The following is a 20,439-nucleotide window of genomic DNA, read 5'->3' as shown; positions in this document are numbered from 1 at the left end:
TTATTTTATTTTTTGTTTTATATAGATATGCTTAATGACATCAGCTGAAGAATCATAATCTATTACTAATTTTCTTAACTCTTTCTCAAAATTTATTGTATTTATCTTATTACCAGTTTCTTCATTAAAATGCTGATTAATTGGCTTATTACGTTTAATACAAATATCGTGAATTCTATACTCAATATCCTCAATGTTCAATCCAGTAATATTTAGTTTTTGATGCAGCTTATTAAACAGTTTATTATTTGGAAAAATTAATAGCTGATATTCATTTAAATAATGCGTAATTACAATATTGTCATTAAAAAACACGATATTTCCTCTTAATCTTTTTAAAGTTAAGATTAATTCAAATAACTGATACTGACTTTCTTTATTTAATTGTAATTCTTTGATCATAAGGTGACTGCTCTGTGAAGGTATCATACTATCAATCCAAGTATCATCTATAATAATTGAAATTCTTTGCTTATACTCTAAACACCATTTAAATGTTTCAATAAGTGATTCGATTCGATTAGGGGTTGTCGGTTGATATAAGATATTTAACGAAGAATTATTCTTTAATATAGTAGTTATTTCTCTGTCGGAGACTAATTCATTGTAAACTTTGCATGCAATTTGGTTATTTCCATCTATTATATGTGTCATTTGATTAGCTAAGTATTTATCGTAATCATTCAAAATTAACGTTACTTTTGAATCTTTCAATGTTTCATTTATCATTTTATAAACATGATTATATTGGTAATATGTCATATTTAAATAGAAATGAAACTGCCTCTGTCCATAATAGTACGTACAATCAATTAAATAATTTAATAGTCGCTTAAATTTATCTGTAAACACTTCTAAATTTTCAGTTCTAGATAAATTTATTTCAAATGAAATCTCAAATTGGTGTTCTAATGAGAATGAAAACATTTGATGCATCAATCTATTACTTTCAAAATTCGATTCGTTTAAAAGTCCATTAAGTAAGTGATGCGAAAACAATAATCCAAATTGCCCAATTTCTCTTCTCATCGTTAATAACTTTGATTGCTGAAAATTATTAGTTAATGTTTCAATGTTACTGATATATATTAATAAATTTGAAGTTGGAATCTTTGATGTTGATTGTGTATCTATATGAATATCTGAACTAACATAATCTACAACATTGGTAGATAACTCCTTTATACGATGAGATATCTTTTCATAATTTTTAAGAAGAATTGTTCGTTCATTACTAAATGGATAGTACTGATCATTGGTCAGTTGCTTTCGATATTTCGCTGGCGTTATGTGATACTTTTCTCTAAAACTTTCTATAAAGTTCGATTCGTAAGTAAATCCATTATCCCCCGCAATTTGTGTAATAGATTTCTTTGAATAGATCAAGTCAAATACGGCATAAGATAAACGTATACTTTTTCTAAGTCCTATAAATCTCATATCCGTTATTTCTTCTAGATTTTCTGAAAACCATCTCACTGATAAAATACAATTCGTCGCAACTTCACCTATATATAATTTTTCTTTATAATTTTCATACATATAATTGATTGCTTTATGTATATCATTATTTAAAAAGTAATCATGATCTTCATCTACAATCCTATATAACCTCAATGTCATCATCAATTGCTTAATTGCATTAATCACATTTCTATCTTTATTATTTTTATATTTAAAGTAATTGACGAGCACCTTGTTCATATAAAACCTAAGCGCTTTGTAATCAAGTTTATCTACATCAATATAATACTTTTTATCAAATTGAAAAAAGTAATCTAGTTCACATCTTGATAAATATAAACTTGCTATAACAGTATCCTCTTTAGAATAGATACGATAATGTTCTAAATCATTAATGATGATAATTTCATTTTTTCGATAAACTCTTATTTTTCCATTGATATAGATTTTACTACTTCCTTCTATTACAAATAGAAGTAATAACCCCATATTAAAATCAGATTTAATATTTAAAGGTTGGTAAATTTTAAAATTACTATCATATAACATGTCAAACACCTCAATTCCTTATGAAACATCTTTATTTACTATTCACGATAATTATAATTCAACAAATATTACTAAAAATACTTTATTCTTGACTTTTTATTATGAAATTTTGTACTTATTTTAATCCTTCAGAAGCAATATTCTTTTATTTATTGGATATAATTTTTCGTATTATTATCCAAAGTCAATTATTTTATTATGTCTTAAATATTACAAACGTGTAACAAAGAATCCTGTTTAGTAACTAAAAGTGCTTAAAAACGTTGGTATTATAACGTTCTTTATTCAGTGTAAAATGTTCGGAATTATTACATGAAATCTTTAGATATTTAAATTAAATTACAAAGCTTTAACATTCAACACAAACTAAACTATTTCTGATAAAGTAGGTTTTGTTGATTAACAGCGAAGAAAAAACTTATTAGAAAAAAAACATAAAACATATACGAAAAAATTATTTTTAAATTATCTAGGAGGATTTATTTATTATGAAGAAAATCGCAACAGCAGCAATCGCAACAGCAGGAATCGCAACATTTATGGCACATGACGCAGATGCAGCAGAAAATACACAAGGATATAATCCAAACGATCCATATTCTTATTCTTACAATTACACAATTGACCAACAAGGTAACTACCACTACACTTGGGAAGGTAACTGGAATCCATCATCTCATTACGGTTACCAAGCTCAACAACAAGTAGCAACTAACACTGCTTCTTCAAATAACGAAGCAGCTTCAAATACAAATTATTCACAACCAGCATTCAATGCTGCACCAAATGGTGGTGGTTTAGGAGATTCTCATAACACATCTTCAAACCAAAACAATGTTCGTGTAACAACTACACAAGCACCATCAACTAGCAACCATACAGCAACTACATCAAACTCAAGTTCAAATGTAAGCACTACAACTACATCAACTTCTCGCCCATCAACTGGTGGAGGAGCTAACTTATACACTGCAGGACAATGTACTTACTATGCATTCAGCAAACGTCCTGACTTAGGTAGCACTTGGGGAAATGCTAATAACTGGGCTAACGCAGCAGCACAATCTGGTTACACAGTAAATAACAAACCATCTGCAGGTTCAGTATTACAAACTACAGCTGGTGGATACGGTCACGTTGCTTACGTAGATAAAGTAAACTCTGACGGTTCTATTCAAGTTTCTGAAATGAACTACCAAGGTGTAGGTGTTGTTTCAACTCGTACAATCTCAGCTTCAGCAGCTGGTTCTTACAACTACATTCACTAAGATGAATATAAATAAAAAAAGAGCAATCATTGCGATTGCTCTTTTTTTATGCATTTGTTTTTACTTTTTTGATACCGATACCTGTTATACCATAAAATGCTGCAAAGAACACACATAAATAACATGGTACAGCCCACCAGAAGAAATCTCCTAACGAAACACCCAATAAATCACGATAATATATACCTGATGTTCCCCATGGGATAAATGGCAATACCATTGTCCCACAATCTTCTAGCGTTCTTGATAAGTTTACACGATCTAAATTACGTTCATTATACATGTCCATTAACAATACACCTATCATAATAATTACGACAGATGCAACACCAGCTGCAAATACCAGTATTAAGCTTCCCGCTATCGTAACTAATATCAAATGTGAATCTTTAGAGACTTTACTAGATATTGTCGTTAAAATAACTTTTAAACTGCCAGATGCTTCTACAATACCCGCAAATGCATAACCGCAGAAAATCGTTACAACAATTTCAGTCATACTCATAATGCCACCTCGTTGTAACAGTTCTACCATTGAACTTGATGCATCACTTTCAGCTAAGCCTGTCATATTGATATTGAAACCTTGCATCGTTACATTAAATGCATCTACTATTTCAAATCCATTATTAAACACACCTACAAACATTGCGACTAAACTAGATAATAACATCATCGGTACAGTAGGTTTTCCTATACTAATACCTAAGACTATAACAATAACTGGTACCCATACCCAAAAGTTTAAATTAAAAGCTGTATCAATATTACTCAGCAATTCATTTATTCTTTTGCTTTCTACATTTTTAGCATCAAATTGTAAGCCTGCTATAAACCATATAATAAGCCCAATAATTGATGCAGGTATTGTCGTCCACATCATATGTTGGATATGCCTAAAGATATTTACTTTCGTTACTAATGCAGCTAAATTGGTCGTATCAGAAAGTGGTGACATTTTATCTCCAAACACACCACCTGCTATTACAACACCTGCAACCATACCTATCGGAATATTCATTTCATTGGCAATCGCCATTAATGCTATACCAGCTGTACCTACTGATCCCCATGCAGTACCTGTAGCGACAGATGTAACGGCTGTTATGACAAATGCAGTTACTAAAAAGTATGTCGGATTGATCGTTTCTAAACCATAATAAATTAAAGCAGGTACAGTGCCTGAATACATCCACGTACCTATTAAAATACCGACTGCAAATATTATGTATATAGCTGGCATTGCAGTTGCTAGCCTCTTTGTAATACCATCTTGTAAGTCTTCCCAAGTTAAGCCTACTCTAATGGCTATAAAGCTCGCATAAACCGCTGCAATAATTAATAAAGGCTGAATTGGATAATGTAAAATCCCAAAACCAATCAATACGACTAGCCCCATAAATAAAATCGTAGAAATTGCTTCAAATAAAGTTGGTAATCTCTTCATATAATGCCCCCTTCAATATACTTAGAAAACTAACCATATTATTTAATATATGAAAAAAGTAGTCGCAAATAATTTGCTAACTACTCTTTTTCAATGTTTTAATCCTTAACATAAATATTACAAGCAAATGACATTAATTTTCTAAAAATTCACCGTAAAACCTTATATTATCGGTATATTTTCTATATTACTGTTTGTCATAATTGGTCATAAATATTACTAAAATATTGTATCTGATTATGATTAAGTAACAAGTGTATGAAAACACACACAAACATAAAAACATCTGTTAAAGTATTATTTGTCGTCGGAAAACGACACAAACAAAACTAAAATTTAAATTTAAAACATATACGAAATTTACGGAGGATTATTTATAATGAAAAAATTAACAGCATTCGCAGTATTATCTACGGGATTAGCAACAACAATAATTGGAAATGGTGAAGCTTCAGCAGATACTTTCGATAACGCTCAAGCTCCAGTCCAAAACCAAACTCAAACTCAAAACTTTAACTATACTAATAACTATAGCCAAAATTACAACACTTCAAACATGAGTCAATCATTTACTTCATCAGTAACACAAACTGCAACTCAAACTACAAGTTCATCAGCTAACTTATACACTGCTGGACAATGTACTTATTATGTATTTGATAAAAGACAAGCAGCTGGAGAACCAATTAGCTCAACTTGGGGAAATGCTAACCAATGGGCAGCAAACGCAGCAGCAGATGGTTACACAGTAAATAACACACCTAAAAAAGGTTCAATCTTACAATCAACAGCTGGTGCTTACGGACACGTAGCATACGTTGAAAATGTAAACTCTGACGGTAGCGTTGAAGTTTCTGAAATGAACTACCAAGGTGAAGGTGTCGTATCAACTCGTACTATCTCAGCTTCAGAAGCTGGTTCTTACAACTACATTCACTAAGATTAATTGAATATCATGTATATGGAGACTGGACATATTATTGTCTAGATCTCCTTTTTTGTTTATAAAATAATTAATTTATATTATTGTTTGGCGGCAACGGTAAAAAAATGTATACTTGAATTAAGTTAGGAGGGATTATACATGCGTGAAAACGAACAAAATCCATTTCAACAAACTTCAACACATTCAACATATGAAGAAGTATCACAACACGTTGATACAACTGATGATGATAGATTATTCGGTATGCTTATATACTTAACAAGTTTCTTTGCTTCATTCTTTGCGCCACTTATCATTTGGTTAATTAAAAGAGAGAACTCTCCATTCGTTGATAGAATTGGTAAAGATTATTTAAACTTCTTTATTTCATATACGATTTGGGGGCTTGTTGCTTCCCTATTATGTTTAATATTAGTAGGTTTTATTTTAATACCAATATTAGCTATTTTAGCTTTTGTCTTTACGGTTATTGGTGCTATCAAAGCATACAATGGAGAAACTTATTTACCACCATTATCAATTCGTATGATCAAATAACACTTTCAATTTTTGAAAGTGTTATTTTCCTTTTTTATAGTAAAACTGATTAAATACTAAAATTAAAATTCGTGATAGAATGACGTATACTCTTATAATCTTAAGAGTGACGTATTTTATGAATCCCCTTTTTAAACGTTATTTGTGCAGTTCCATTTTTATGGAAAGGCATAATTTTTTTTGTACTTTATCACTACAGTGCTTTAAAGGAGGAGTTTTTTTGGATCAAAAAATTAAAAAACCGAGAAGAAGATATATAAGCTTACCGACACAAATATTAATCGCTTTAGTATTAGGTGTTGTGGTAGGATACTTTTTACACGGACAAGACCATTTAATTAAATTCATTCGACCTATTGGAGATATCTTTTTAAATCTTATTAAAATGATTGTTATTCCAATTGTATTCTGTTCATTAGCATTATCAATTTCAAACGTTGGTGATATGCATACAGTTGGTAGATATGGTTGGAAAACGATTTTATACTTTGAAATTATCACGACAATTGCAATTGGGTTGGGCATTATATTCGGAAACTTATTCAAACCTGGATTAGGTATAGACGCAAACAAATTACCTAAAGGTGATATTTCTAAATATGAACAAACTGCTGATGCTGCAGAAAAGTCTACTTATGGTAACCATATGATAGATACTATAGTTAGCATCATACCTACAAATATATTTGAAGCTTTAACAGCTGGAGAATTACTACCTATTATATTCTTTGCAGTATTCTTCGGATTAGCAATCGCTGCTGTTGGTGAAAAAGGTCAACCAGTTAAAGATGTATTAAGCGGAACATTAGAAGCTGTATTCTGGATGATACATAGAATATTACGATTAGCGCCATATGGTGTATTTGCTTTTATCTGTGTAACGATTATGACATTTGGATTATCTGCTTTAATTCCATTAGTTAAGTTATTAGCTGTTGTTGTAGGTGCAATGGTATTCTTTATTATTGTTGTATTAGGGATTGTCGCAAAAATTTGTGGTATCAGCGTATTCTCTATTATTCGCATATTAAAAGACGACTTATTGTTAGCGTTCTCAACTTCAAGTTCAGAAACGGTTCTACCATCAGTCATGGAAAAAATGGAAAAGTTCGGTGCACCAAAAGATATTGTTTCATTTGTAGTACCAACAGGATATACATTTAACCTTGATGGATCAGCTTTATACCAATCAATCGCAGCATTATTTGTTGCTCAGATGTATGGTGTTCATTTAACGCTTGTTGAACAGTTAATATTAATGTTTACATTAATGATTACATCTAAAGGTATGGCAGCTGTACCTGGTACTTCTATAGTTGTTCTTATTACAACATTAGGGTCTATGGGATTAAATCCAGAAGGACTTGCATTAATTATCGGTATAGACAGACTATTAGATATGACTAGAACATGTGTCAATGTTGTAGGTAACGCGTTATCAACAATTGTAATCTCTAAATGGGAAAACAAATATGATCATGAAAAAGGTCAAGAATATTTAAAAACATTAAAAAAAGCATAAAATAAAAAAGATTCGGCTAAGGGGAGCCGAATCTTTTTATTTTAATTTATTTAAGTGAATCCACAATTTCTTTAATTTCATCTTGTTTTAAATCAACAACAATTTCTCCGTCTTTAGTATCTTCTTTTAAAGCATCTTTAGCTTCTTCTGAATGATATAATTCCGCAATTTTCTTATATGTTTTATTATCTTTGTCTTTTGTATTTGCTGCGATAAAGTTGATATAAGGTTTAGCTGCATTAGCATCTGGATCTTCTAAGAAGATAGGGTCGTTTTTAGGATCTAATCCAGCTTTTGAAGCTACACCATTATTGATAACAGCAATATCCACTTCATCTAATGCTCTCGCTGTTTGTTGTGCATCTACAGCTTTAATGTTTAAATTCTTTTTATTCTCAACAATGTCTTTAGGTCCACCACTTAAACCGAAGTTCTTATCTAATTTAATGTAACCTGCTTTTTCTAATAATTTTAACGCTCTTGCTTGGTTTGAAACATCATTTGGAATTACGACTTTAGCACCATTTTTTAAATCTTTAACATCTTTTAATTCTTTAGAATATATACCTAATGGCGCAAACACTGTCGTTCTTATTGGAGTAATATCTGTACCTTTATTTGCTTTCTTAAATTGATCTAAAAATGCGAAATGTTGGAAGGCATTTAAATCAATATCTCCGTCTGATAAAGCTTTATTTGGAACATTGTAGTCTGAAAACTGTTTGATTTCAACTTCAATACCATCTTTTTTAGCTAATTCTTTTACTTTGTCCCAAACTGCTGTGTCATTTGATGCGATACCAATTGTTACTTTCTTGTCGTCTTTCTTATCTCCACATGCTGCGAGTAATAATACTAATGCTACTAATAATGTTAAGACTTTCTTCATTTGAATTGCTCCTTTATATTAAAATATTTAACTTCTGCGTACTAATCTAGATAAGACATTACCTAGAGATTGAATAACTTGTACCATAATAACAAGTATAATAACGGTGATAACGATGACGATTGTATCAAATCTTTGATAGCCATATGCAAGTGCTAAGTCACCTATTCCGCCACCACCAACTGCACCGGCCATTGCAGTAGCACCAATTAAACCAATAATTGAAGTCGTTAATGCTAAGATTAATGACCCTAGTGCTTCTGGTAATAAGAAATATCTAATAATTTGAATGGGTGAAGCACCCATTGAATGTGCAGCTTCAATAACACCAGAATTAACTTCTAATAATGAGTTTTCAACTAATCTTGCTATGTAAGGTGCAACATAAACAGTCAGTGGTACAATTGCTGCAGATGTACCTATTGAAGTACCTACAATTAATTTCGTAAAAGGTACAATCGCAATTAATAATATAATGAAAGGTAAAGATCTAAATATATTAATAATTGGATTAAGTAAATAATAAATGATGACATTTTCCCATATACCGTTTTTTCTAGTAATCACTAACAAAATGCCTAATGGAATACCGATTAATGCACCTAATACAAGTGACACAGTTACCATATATAAAATTTGATATATAGAATCTAACAATAGTGAAGAATCTAATGATGATCCGAACATTATGCACCAACCTCCTCAAATTCTATATTTAATGAATCTAAATGGGCAAAACTTCTTCTAATTGCACTATCGTCACCCTTCAGACGTAACGTTAAGTACCCTACTGGTGTGCCTTGAATATCTGACATTGAAGCAAACAAGACATTAATTTGAACTTGATATTTTGTAATTAAATCATTAATGATGGATTGTGTCACTTTCTCTCCATCTATGTATAATTTAATGTCTGTTGCATGTTGATCAGTCGGTATTAACTTTCTTAAATTATCTGATATATCTGTTGTAATAACGGTAGATACAAAATTCTTAGCTGTAGCTGTTTTAGGGTGACTAAAGACATCTAATACAGGTCCAATTTCGATAACTCTTCCATTTTCCATGACTGCGACTTTGTTACAAATCTTTTGTATCACACTCATTTCATGTGTAATCAGTAGAATTGTGACTCCAAATTCTTCATTGACATTTTTTAATAATTTCAATATAGAATCTGTCGTTGCCGGGTCAAGTGCACTAGTTGCTTCGTCACATAATAATATTTTTGGATCTGTCACGAGTGCTCTTGCAATAGCCACTCTTTGTTTTTGTCCTCCAGATAGTTCATTAGGATATTGCTTCCCTTTATCCTGTAGTCCAACAAACTTTAATAGTTCATCTACTTTGGCTTTAATTTTTTCTTTACTTGTACCTTGCAAAATAAGTGGCATCGCAACATTATTAAATACTGTCTTAGAATTTAATAAATTGAAATGTTGAAATATCATGCCGATATTCTTCTTAACGCTTTGTAATTCTTTCTTTGAATATTGATTGATGTCATGGCCATTAACAATGACCTCTCCCGTTGTTTTCTCTTCCAAAGCATTAACAAGTCTTATTAACGTACTTTTTCCTGCACCACTATATCCAATTACGCCAAAAATATCTTGTTCTTCGACTTTAAAACTGACATCTTTTAAAGCTTGGATTTCAGAATTCTTTTGCTGGAAAATTTTATTTACATTTTTAAATTCAATCATCTTATTTATCCCTTCCGAATTCTTATTAATATGATAAGAATTATATGGGTGTTTCCATTTATCGTCAATACTTATAATCAAATTTTTCTAAATATTCATTTATTTGGATTGTATTTTTTCTCTTTAATGATTGATTAACATTTTCTTAATGAATTTTTATAAATGTAAGCGCTATCAATAAATTATTGACAACTTTGTGAACAACAAATAAAATGAAAATTAAGATGTATTTTTACATCTATAATTAAGGGGGTTATGAGTATGGCAGAGCATGATTTCAAGCGTTTAGCAGCAGATCCAAAGTTTAAAGAACTTCTGAAAAAAAGAAATAGTTTTATATTTCCTATCTCTATATTCTTTATTTTGGCAACACTCCTATTTCCAGTGTTGACTGGTTATACAAACATCTTGAATAATATTGCATTTTGGAATATTTCATGGGCATGGATTTACGCTTTATTATTATTCATTATGGTTTGGACACTTGTCACTTTGTACATGCGAAAAGCAAAATCTTTTGATAAAGATGCTGAGGAACTATTAAAAGCATATAGAGAGGAGCAAAACTTATGAATGTCATCGTTGTCGTTATGTTTTTAATATTTGTCGGGATCACATTATTTATTACATATTTTGCATCTAAAAGAACGCAATCAGCAAATGACTTCTACACTGCTGGTGGCGGCTTAACAGGTTGGCAAAATGGTTTGGCAATCGCAGGTGATTATTTATCAGCCGCATCATTTTTAGGTATAGCAGGTGCCATCGCATTATGGGGGTTTGATGGTTTCTTCTATAGTATTGGTTATTTAACAGCTTATCTTATTGTGTTATACATCGTAGCTGAGCCATTAAGAAACCTTGGTAAATATACTTTAGCAGATATGATTGCAGCACGATTTGAATTAAAAAAAGTAAGAGCTATGGCTGCAGTTTCTTCTATTACAATAGTTATTTTCTACATGCTTGCACAACTCGTTGGAGCAGGTGCACTTATTCAATTACTATTTGGTATACCTTATACACTCGCTGTTATTCTAGTTGGTATTATGATGACTATTTACGTATTATTTGGTGGTATGACAGCAACAAGTTGGGTACAAATGGTTAAAGCGGTATTACTTATGATAGGTACAGTAATTATTTCATTTTTAGTGTTATTACATTTTGACTTCAATCTTTCTACGATGTTTGGTGAAATGCATAACATTAAGTCATCAGATTTCAAAGGTGAATTTATTAATCCAGGTTCACAAGGTAAACCACCATTAGATAACATCTCATTAATTATTGCGTTACTCTTTGGTACAGCTGGTTTACCACACATATTGATGAGATTCTTTACAGTTAAAGATGCTAAAACGGCAAGATCTTCTGTAATGTGGGCAACATGGATTATCGGTATCTTCTACATTTTAACAATCTTCCTTGGATTTGGTGCAGCAGCATTATTAACACGTGAAGAAATTATTGCAGCTAACCCTGCAGGTAATATGGCAGCTCCATTATTAGCAGCAAAATTAGGTGGAGATTTCTTAATGTCATTTGTTTCTGCCGTTGCATTTGCGACGATTTTAGCAGTAGTAGCAGGTTTAGTATTAACAGGCGCGTCTGCATTCGCACATGATATTTACGGGCAAGTTATTAAAAAAGGTAAAATAAGCGAACGTGAACAGATGAAAGCAGCAAAATTAGCTTCATTAACCGTTTCAGTTGTATCCATTATATTAGCCTTATTTGCTCAAAATTTAAACGTGGCATTCTTAGTATCATTAGCATTTTGTGTCGCAGCAAGTGCTAACTTACCTGTCATTGTATTTACGATATTTTGGAAGAGATTTAACACACACGGTGCAATCACAGGAATCGCTGTCGGCTTAATCATGTCACTTATACTCGTTATTCTAAGTCCAAATGTCATGAATCCAGCAGGAACAGCATTTATAACAATGTCGCCAATATTCCCATTATCAAACCCTGCAATCATATCAGTACCAGCAGGCTTTATTGGAGCATTTTTAGGAACATTCCTAGGTAAATCAGAATCACATGATAAATTCCAAGAAGTTCAAGTTAAATCAGCAACCGGAATATCAACTTCAGATATTACACATTAAAAATTAGATAGTGTTGTGGAAGTATTTAGGGACAGAATTCTGAGAAATGTCCGTAACGGGCGGTGTTAGAGACACAATTCTGAGTAATGTCCCTAATGGGCTGTGTTAGGGACACAATTACAAATAATGTCCCTAAGGAGTGCTGTTAGAGACATAATTCCAAATAATGTCCCTAAGAAGTGCTGTTAGAGACACAATTCCGAGAAATGTCCCTAAGAAGTGCTGTTAGAGACACAATTCCGAGAAATGTCCCTAAGAGGTCGTGTTGGGGACACAATTCTGAGTAATGTCCCTAAGGAGTGCTGTTAGGGACACAATTCTGAGTAATGTCCCTAAGGAGTGCTGTTAGAGACACAATTCCGAATAATGTCCCTAAGGAGTGATGTTAGAGACACAATTCCGAGAAATGTCCCTAATTAGACAATTCTAACTACCATTTCTCAGAATTCTGGTAATTAAATCAACCAACTAACCTATTTAATGTCAAAAACCGCTTAGACATCCATCGTGTCTAAGCGGTTTTTTCTTATTTTAATTTTGCTTTTTGTAAGAACTTCACTTTTTTGCTAAGTGATTTTGAAGATTTTTGTTTAAGCATTTTATTTCTCATTTTAATTTTTAAAGTACTTGATGATTGTGCTGCTTTACCGATTTTTCTTGATTTTAAGATGACTTTTTTAGTATGTTTCGTTCTTAACTTATCATATCGTTTTAAGGCTGATTCTATATCTCGATCGTTAATTAAATTAACTAATGTTACGGCATCTTCTATTGCTTGGCCTGCACCTTGTCCCATGTTCGGTGTTGTTGCATGTGCTGCGTCACCTAATAGAACTACTCTATTTGAAACGAAAGATTTCAATGGAACTAAGTCATACATATCATGATGTAGTATGCCTGTTTCTTCTTGTGCATCTAATACAGTTCTTACTTCATCTGGGAATTGATTGAAGTATGCTTGAAGATGTGGTTTCTCAAATGACTTAAATTGTAAATCATTTTCTTTAGCATTCATTGTACAGAACCAGTATAATTCGTTGTCTTTTAAAGGTACAATGCCAAATCTTCCTTTATGTCCCCAATATTCTAAAGTAACATCTTGTTCGATATTTAACTTCTCGTTTACAACACCTCTGAAACAAGTGTACCCAGCGTACTTAGGTGATGATTTTGGATACAGTTGTGTTCTTACTTTTGAATGTATACCATCTGCTGCAATTACTAAGTCAAATTGTTCTTCTAAACCATTTGTAAAATAAAGACGTACATCGTCAGCTGTTTGCTTAAATGTTTTAACTTCGTGATTTAAATAAATATTATCTGTTGGTACATGTGTTTTTAAGATTTCATGTAACACTTTTCTATGAATCGTAATATTTTTATGTTCATCTTGATTCATCATTAATGAATTTAAAAATTCATCTAAATCAGATCTAATTTCTATTTTTCTTAATGGCTGGCCTTCTTGCTCAATTGCATATGCCATTTTATATTGTTTCAATGCTTTAAGGACATTACTTCCAATGCCTAGACCAGCACCATCTTGGTCTAAATTTCTACGTTGTTCATAAACATAAACTTCATGTCCCGTTTGAGTTAGTAATCCAGCAGTCGTTAACCCACCGATGCCTGCCCCAATTACAGCAATTTTCATTTTGTTCACTACTTTCTTTGAAATAAAAATTTGATTATAAGCTTTATTTTAACATGAATCCTTACATATCTTTACCCCCAGTTCATATTGAACTAGGGGTAAACTTTATTTGTAATAGTCTTTATGGACTTTTGATTTTTTCAAATTATGGTCATCATAATAACCTTCCATAATTTTACCGATACTAGTTGCCCAATTCACATCTGTTGCATATAAGTGTTGTCCAGGATTATAAGGGTTCCATCTCATTTTATATAATGTGTCTTGCCCATTGTTAAGATAATCCTTTTTAATAAATTCAGCGCCTCCATTTATAGCTTTTTCTGGAGAAGTCCAACCTTTTTTACGCGCATAACTACTACCCGTTTCTACAGCATCTTGATCAAATGCCCCGATTCCATAAAAATTATAGAATGTTTTACCGTTGGACATTTTGACACCACTAGCCAATTCAGAATTACCATTGCCAGTTTCGATAAAAGCATGGCTCATCAAGTATATGACATTGACATCATATTTTTCTTGAGCATCTATAAAAGCTTTTTCTTTACCTTTTAATATGCCTTTATCTTTTAAAATTTCTTTAACTTGTTTTTCTGATACATCTACTTTTTTAGATATATCTATGAATTGAAAGTCTGTCTGACTTTTGTCGATATCCATAAATTTATCGATTTCTTTTTTATCAGCATACACAAATTTATTGTCCTTTTGTGTAACGGCTGGTGCATCACTTTGCGTTTGAATTTCAAGCGCTTCTTCATAAGTATGTGTTTGATGATTTTTAAAAAAAGGAGACTCAAAAATAAATAATAAAACAATAAATATAATAATAATTGTGAGCCCTAAAATTAAAGAAAACCTTTCTCTCAAAAAGTTAATAATATTCACACCTCTTCTATTTGTATAAGCATTGTTACTGTTTTAACTTATCTTATATTTTCTTAAATTTCAACGAAATGTTTTCAAAAAAAATAAGAGCGAGACAGAAATCTGTCTCACTCTTCTCTACTCATACCTTTTAAGAAGTTCAATAATAACGTTACACTTTGATTAATTTCTGGATCTTTAAGTGCACCTAATAAATCTGTTACAGAAGTCTTCTTATAAGGATTAGCCCTATTCGCTACTTTCATACCGTTATTAATTCTTCTCACGAAAGTCGATGTTTCTTCTATATCTAGCTCTCCTAATAGAAATAGAACTTGTCCCAGATTTCCTAAAATACCTTCATATTGTTCTTTATTCAGTTCATTGACGATATTTTTTGTAATGATTTTACGTTGCACAATGGCTGCATGAAAAGCATCCAGTGCTTCCGCTTCTTCCAGTGCATCGAGTATATCAATCCCTTTTTCAATGGCAATTTTTCGATCTGATAATCGTGATTTAATGTCATTCATATTTTCTTCAATTATATATTCTCTACTTTTATGAATTTTCTTAATCACTTTAACTCTTTCACCCATTATAAATCGCCACCTTTACTAGGGAATGTATAACTAGATTTCGCCCACTTATCTTGTACTCTCACACTAATCTGTGGCTGTCTATTACCAAAACGTGAATTATGTTTAGGTATAGGTGATTTGCCTTTTTTAGTGACAACTTCTAACTTCGCATAATTATCTTTATATGCTGGTGTATTTGTATCTTTATCAACATCACTATCTGTTACAAAGTTAGGTGCACCTTCATTCTGATCATTTAATGGAATATAAATATTATTACCTGCTACTCTGTCTGTTACTTGCACATTCACTTCTACTGTACCTACTTTAGAAGTTACTTTAACTCTCGCACCATTTTCGATACCGTGTTCTTCAGCAAGTTCTTTAGAAATTTCACAGAAGTTTCTAGGCAATTTATATTTTAAACCTGGTACTTGATAAGTCATATTACCTTCATGGAAATGTTCTAAGACACGTCCATTGTTAACGTGTAATGACATTTCTTTAGTCTTTTTAGATTCAACATTAAATGACAATGGATAAAGTCTAGCTTTGCCATCAGGGAAATTAAATCTTTCTGTATATAATAATGGTGTATCAGTGCCATCATCATTCATTGGCCATTGTAAACTATCAAATCCTTCTAAACGATCATACGTAATACCTTTGACTAAAGGCATGAGTGATTGTGCTTCATACCATATTTCACTAGGATGTTGATAATCCCAATCTGCGCCAAGTGACTGAGCAATTAATTGAATGATTTCCCAGTCTGGTTTAGAATCTCCAAGCGTGTCTAATGCTTTATTGATTCTTTGAACGCGTCTTTCAGTGTTTGTAAATGTACCATCTTTTTCTAATGAAGGAGATGCTGGTAAGACAACATCCGCAAATTCGGCTGTTTTTGATAAAAATAAATCTTGAACGACTAAGAAATCAATTTTCTCAAATGCTGATCTGACATAATTGATATTAGCGTCTACAACACCTGTATCTTCACCTTTAATATAAAGTGAGTGTAATGTACCTTCATGTATACTATCTATCATTTGATGGTTGTCCAACCCTCTTTCTGAATCGAGCGAAACTTGCCAAGCTTGTTCAAATTTATGTCTCACTTCATCATCAGAGACATCTTGATATCCTGGGAATGTGTTAGGCATACTGCCCATATCACTACATCCTTGAACATTGTTGTGACCTCTTAGTGGATAAGCACCTGTGCCAGGTCTCATATAATTCCCTGTCACTAATAATAAGTTAGAAATAGCTGTACTTGTATCACTACCGATACGATGTTGCGTTACACCCATTGCCCAACAGATGGATAGAGATTCAGTTTCTGCAACTTGTTTAGCAATATGTTTAAGTTCTGTTTGACTAATGCCCGTTAGACTTTCTGCATACTCTAACGTAAATGTATTAAGACTCTCATAATAACTATCAAAATCATTAACCCATTTATTGATAAAAGCTTCATCGTGCCAATTTTGGTCGATAATATATTTTGTTACAGCTGATAGCCAAACTAAATCTGTACCAGGATTTGGTTGATAAAATTTATCTGCACGTTCAGCCATCTCATGTTTTCTAATATCAAATACATATAATTTTTGTCCCAATAATTTATGTGCACGTTTAATTCTACTCGCAATAACTGGATGTGCTTCAGCTGTGTTTGTACCAATAGTAATGACCATTTTAGCTTTTTCTAAATCTTCAATTGAACCTGAATCGCCACCGTAACCTACTGTTCTAAACAATCCTTGAGTAGCTGGTGATTGACAATACCTTGAACAATTATCGACATTATGCGTCCCAATAACTTGTCTCGCTAATTTCTGCATTAAATAAGATTCTTCATTTGTACATTTAGAAGATGAAATAAACGCTAATGCATCTTTACCGTATTGATTTTTAATTTGAGAAAATCGGGTACTGATCACTCTTAAAGCTTCGTCCCATTCAACTTCTTGGAAATAGCCTTCTTTTCTAACTAAAGGTTTCGTTAATCTATCTTCAGAATTCACATAGTCCCATGCAAATTTCCCTTTAACACACGTAGAAATATGATTTGCTGGAGAATCTTCATGTGGTAACACTCTTAATATTTCTCTATCTTTTGTCCAAACATCAAATGAGCAACCTACACCACAGTAAGTACATACTGTTTTCGTCTTTTTAATGACATCTTCTCGCATCGCCGCTTCTGAATCAGAAATCGCAAACAGTGGTCCATATCCAGTTTCAGCTTTTTTAGTGAGTTCAATCATCGAACGTAATAAGCCAGGTTCTTGATCAGTCATATAGCCTGCATTACCTAGCATGTTATTTTCCATCAAAGCATTACAAGGACATACTGTTACACATTGTCCACAGTTCACACAACTTGATTCATCAATCGCACGATCATTGTCCCAAATAACTCTAGGTTGTTTTCTTTCCCAATCAATTGTCAATGTTTCGTTCACTTGTACATCTTGGCATACTTCTACACATCTACCGCATAGAATACATTGATCTGGATCATATCTATAAAATGCCCCAAAATCTTTTTCATAACCTTTAGATTGAAATGGATTAGATTGATGTTCTAAACCAAATTCACCCATTGTATTATGAATTTCGCAATTGCCATTATTATAATCACAAACTGTACAATATAATTCATGGTGTTCAAGCACTCTGTCCAATGCTTGTTTCTGAGCTGATTTCACGGATTCAAGTTGTGTATTTACAACCATGCCATTCTCAATCATCGTACTACATGCACGTTGAAGTTGCCCATTAACTTCGACGACACATGAGTCACACGTTTCAATTGGTCCTAAAGATTCGTTGTAGCATATAGACGGAACAAAAGATAACTTTTCAGCTTTAATAAAATCCAATAGCCTCATGCCCTCTTCTACAAGAAAATCTTTACCATCAATTGTTATAACCTGATGTTCTTGCATATTGATTACCCCCTCTATGAAATTATGCCCAAAAAAGCCAAACAAATTCATTATTAAATGAAACGGCTTACTTTTGATTATAATTTTGTAATTTTACAATTGCAAATAATTGTTATACTTACTATATTGATAAATTTTCAGAAATTTCAAAAATATTATTGATACACTGTTAAATATTTGCTAATCTATGAATATTCTTAGTTTGAAAGAAGGTTTTACAATGGTTACATTTATTTCTAGTATTATTATTTTAATTTTGGGGTATATCTTTTACGGTAAATATGTTGAACGCGTATTCGAGATACATCCGGATAAACAAACACCTGCGTATAGTAAACAAGATAATATGGATTTTGTACCTATGCCTGCTTGGAAAGGATGGATGATTCAGCTGCTCAACATAGCTGGATTGGGGCCGATTTTTGGTGCAGTAGCTGGTGCTTTATATGGACCAGTAGCATTTATCTGGATTGTAGTAGGTTGTATCGTCGCTGGCGGTGTACATGACTATTTCTCAGGCATGTTAAGTTTGAGACATGGCGGTGCACAGTTCCCTATGCTTGTACAACATTATTTAGGTAAGGTTATTAGAGTGTTTACAGATGTAGTTTCTGTCGTCTTGATGGTACTTGTTGCAGCTGCATTTGTTGCTGGGCCAGCTCAATTATTATCAAGCAAGACACCTATATCGTTCTTCGTAGCATTAGTTATCATTTTTACATACTTTATACTAGCAGCTATACTTCCTATCAATAAAATTATTGGACGTATTTATCCAATATTCGGTGTTATCTTAATCGTTATGGCAGTTAGTGTAGCCGTTGCTTTAATATTCAGTGGTAAGCATATTCCTGAAATTACAATTCATAATATGCATCCTAAAGAACTACCTGTTTGGCCATTACTTATGGTGACAATATCTTGTGGTGCCATTTCAGGTTTCCATTGTACGCAAAGTCCAATCATTTCAAGAACAGTTAAAAATGAATCAGAAGGTAGAAAAGTCTTTTATGGCGCAATGATTTCAGAAGGTATTATTGCATTAATTTGGGCAGCAGCTGGTATGACATTCTTCGGTGGTACTGAAGGATTAGCAGCAAAATTACAATCAATCGGTCCAGCTGGTGTCGTTGACCAAATCTCAATGGAACTATTAGGACCATTCGGTAGTATCCTTGCACTACTTGGTGTTATCATCCTACCTATTACAACAGGTGATACTGCACTTAGAAGTTCAAGAATGATTATAGAAGATTTCATGAGAGATAAAGTAAAAATTAAGCCAAAAGTATTAATGATCGCAGCAAGCTTTGCGGTAGGGTTACCAGCTTTCTTACTATCAACAATTGATTATTCATTCTTATGGAGATATGTTGGATTCTCAAATCAAATCGTCGCAACCGTTATGTTGTGGGTAAGTGTAAGTTACTTATTAAGATATGGCAAAAAACATCTAGTAGCCGGAATACCAGCATTATTCATGACTGCTGCAATTAGTGTATATGTATTATATGCACCCGAAGGATTATCATTACCATATCAAACATCTGTAATCGGCGGTTCAATCGTATTTCTAATTGTCGCTTCATTATATGTACGTGCAATTATTAAACATGCAGACCCAAGCAGAATCCCAACACCTACAAGAGATTTATATATATCATAATAATGGAGACTTCCGATAATACGTCGGAAGTCTTTTTTTGAGTATGTTGGTGTGATGATAGCGAGGTTCTTAGTTACAATTCTGTAGAATTTTGTAATTATAGACGTCTGTAGTTACAATTCCGACGACTTTTGTTACTATGGACACCCTTATTTACAATTCCGTCGACTTTTGTAATTAACAGACCCACTACATTCATGTCACACTTGGAATTCCCAAAACTTCTAAACCTTCTATTATTGTTAAAGATTACAAATAATCATATA

16 protein-coding genes are annotated in these 20,439 nt (G+C 32.4%); 7 read left to right on the top strand and 9 right to left on the bottom strand.

Annotation, left to right across the window (positions count from 1 at the left end):
- Nucleotides 1-2,013 carry a helix-turn-helix domain-containing protein gene (locus LQ673_RS08280; protein WP_037589078.1) on the bottom strand — a complete coding sequence of 671 codons (2,013 nt, stop codon included), beginning with the start codon at nt 2,011-2,013 and terminating at the stop codon, nt 1-3.
- Nucleotides 2,014-2,501: 488 nt separating this feature from the next.
- Here LQ673_RS08280 and LQ673_RS08275 point away from each other — a divergent pair, with 488 nt between their 5' ends.
- On the top strand, nt 2,502-3,281 hold the full coding sequence (locus tag LQ673_RS08275; RefSeq protein ID WP_037589080.1) for a CHAP domain-containing protein: 780 nt from the start codon (nt 2,502-2,504) through the stop codon (nt 3,279-3,281).
- 46 nt (nt 3,282-3,327) lie between these two features.
- Here the strand turns inward: LQ673_RS08275 and nhaC are convergent, their stop codons facing one another.
- Nucleotides 3,328-4,728 (bottom strand): Na+/H+ antiporter NhaC, encoded by a 1,401-nt coding sequence (nhaC, locus tag LQ673_RS08270; RefSeq protein ID WP_126477738.1) that lies wholly within the window; start codon nt 4,726-4,728, stop codon nt 3,328-3,330.
- Between the two features lie 379 nt (nt 4,729-5,107).
- Between nhaC and LQ673_RS08265 the strand changes: the two genes are divergently transcribed.
- The 3 genes from LQ673_RS08265 to LQ673_RS08255 all read left to right on the top strand — a co-directional run bounded on the left by LQ673_RS08265 (nt 5,108) and on the right by LQ673_RS08255 (nt 7,733).
- Nucleotides 5,108-5,668 (top strand): CHAP domain-containing protein, encoded by a 561-nt coding sequence (locus LQ673_RS08265; RefSeq protein ID WP_025906859.1) that lies wholly within the window; start codon nt 5,108-5,110, stop codon nt 5,666-5,668.
- A gap of 144 nt (nt 5,669-5,812) precedes the next feature.
- Nucleotides 5,813-6,211: a DUF4870 domain-containing protein gene (locus tag LQ673_RS08260; RefSeq protein WP_037589082.1), complete on the top strand. Its 399-nt coding sequence runs from the start codon at nt 5,813-5,815 to the stop codon at nt 6,209-6,211.
- A 232-nt stretch (nt 6,212-6,443) separates the two neighbouring features.
- The gene (locus LQ673_RS08255; protein WP_037589120.1) at nt 6,444-7,733 is read left to right on the top strand and encodes a cation:dicarboxylate symporter family transporter; all 1,290 of its coding nucleotides are present in this window, start codon (nt 6,444-6,446) and stop codon (nt 7,731-7,733) included.
- A 46-nt stretch (nt 7,734-7,779) separates the two neighbouring features.
- Here LQ673_RS08255 and gmpC read toward each other — a convergent pair whose 3' ends face one another.
- Genes gmpC through LQ673_RS08240 form a run of 3 tightly spaced genes read right to left on the bottom strand, consistent with a single transcriptional unit; the run spans nt 7,780 to nt 10,328 of the window.
- Nucleotides 7,780-8,622 (bottom strand): dipeptide ABC transporter glycylmethionine-binding lipoprotein, encoded by an 843-nt coding sequence (gene gmpC / locus LQ673_RS08250; RefSeq protein ID WP_191836513.1) that lies wholly within the window; start codon nt 8,620-8,622, stop codon nt 7,780-7,782.
- A 27-nt stretch (nt 8,623-8,649) separates the two neighbouring features.
- The gene (locus LQ673_RS08245) at nt 8,650-9,309 is read right to left on the bottom strand and encodes a methionine ABC transporter permease (RefSeq protein ID WP_239705362.1); all 660 of its coding nucleotides are present in this window, start codon (nt 9,307-9,309) and stop codon (nt 8,650-8,652) included.
- A complete protein-coding gene (locus tag LQ673_RS08240; RefSeq protein ID WP_191836514.1) occupies nt 9,309-10,328 on the bottom strand; it encodes a methionine ABC transporter ATP-binding protein in 1,020 nt (339 codons plus the stop codon). The genes LQ673_RS08245 and LQ673_RS08240 overlap by 1 nt, the downstream gene beginning before the upstream one ends.
- 261 nt (nt 10,329-10,589) lie before the next feature.
- Here LQ673_RS08240 and LQ673_RS08235 point away from each other — a divergent pair, with 261 nt between their 5' ends.
- Together LQ673_RS08235 and LQ673_RS08230 are read left to right on the top strand one after the other, a co-directional pair.
- The gene (locus LQ673_RS08235; protein WP_037589086.1) at nt 10,590-10,901 is read left to right on the top strand and encodes a DUF485 domain-containing protein; all 312 of its coding nucleotides are present in this window, start codon (nt 10,590-10,592) and stop codon (nt 10,899-10,901) included.
- On the top strand, nt 10,898-12,445 hold the full coding sequence (locus LQ673_RS08230) for a solute symporter family protein (protein ID WP_191836515.1): 1,548 nt from the start codon (nt 10,898-10,900) through the stop codon (nt 12,443-12,445). Before LQ673_RS08235 ends, LQ673_RS08230 begins: the two co-directional genes overlap by 4 nt.
- Before the next feature lie 526 nt (nt 12,446-12,971).
- On the opposite strand, the gene LQ673_RS08225 is transcribed toward LQ673_RS08230, so the two are convergent.
- The 4 genes from LQ673_RS08225 to fdhF form a co-directional block, all read right to left on the bottom strand.
- On the bottom strand, nt 12,972-14,099 hold the full coding sequence (locus LQ673_RS08225) for an FAD-dependent monooxygenase (protein ID WP_191836516.1): 1,128 nt from the start codon (nt 14,097-14,099) through the stop codon (nt 12,972-12,974).
- 105 nt (nt 14,100-14,204) lie between these two features.
- The gene (locus LQ673_RS08220; RefSeq protein WP_371683276.1) at nt 14,205-14,990 is read right to left on the bottom strand and encodes an N-acetylglucosaminidase; all 786 of its coding nucleotides are present in this window, start codon (nt 14,988-14,990) and stop codon (nt 14,205-14,207) included.
- Between the two features lie 107 nt (nt 14,991-15,097).
- The gene (locus tag LQ673_RS08215; RefSeq protein ID WP_037589089.1) at nt 15,098-15,568 is read right to left on the bottom strand and encodes a helical membrane plugin domain-containing protein; all 471 of its coding nucleotides are present in this window, start codon (nt 15,566-15,568) and stop codon (nt 15,098-15,100) included.
- Nucleotides 15,568-18,507 (bottom strand): formate dehydrogenase subunit alpha, encoded by a 2,940-nt coding sequence (gene fdhF / locus LQ673_RS08210; RefSeq protein ID WP_191836517.1) that lies wholly within the window; start codon nt 18,505-18,507, stop codon nt 15,568-15,570. The genes LQ673_RS08215 and fdhF overlap by 1 nt, the downstream gene beginning before the upstream one ends.
- 220 nt (nt 18,508-18,727) lie before the next feature.
- Between fdhF and LQ673_RS08205 the strand changes: the two genes are divergently transcribed.
- Entirely contained in the window at nt 18,728-20,173 is a 1,446-nt protein-coding gene (locus LQ673_RS08205) for a carbon starvation CstA family protein (RefSeq protein WP_191836518.1), read from the top strand.
- The last annotated feature ends 266 nt before the right edge of the window (nt 20,174-20,439 follow it).

This window comes from Mammaliicoccus sp. O-M54 (assembly GCF_022386035.1).
Classification (GTDB): domain Bacteria; phylum Bacillota; class Bacilli; order Staphylococcales; family Staphylococcaceae; genus Mammaliicoccus; species Mammaliicoccus sciuri_A.
The sequence above is the reverse complement of the archived record's forward strand: the minus strand, read 5'-3'. Positions and strand labels throughout refer to the sequence as shown.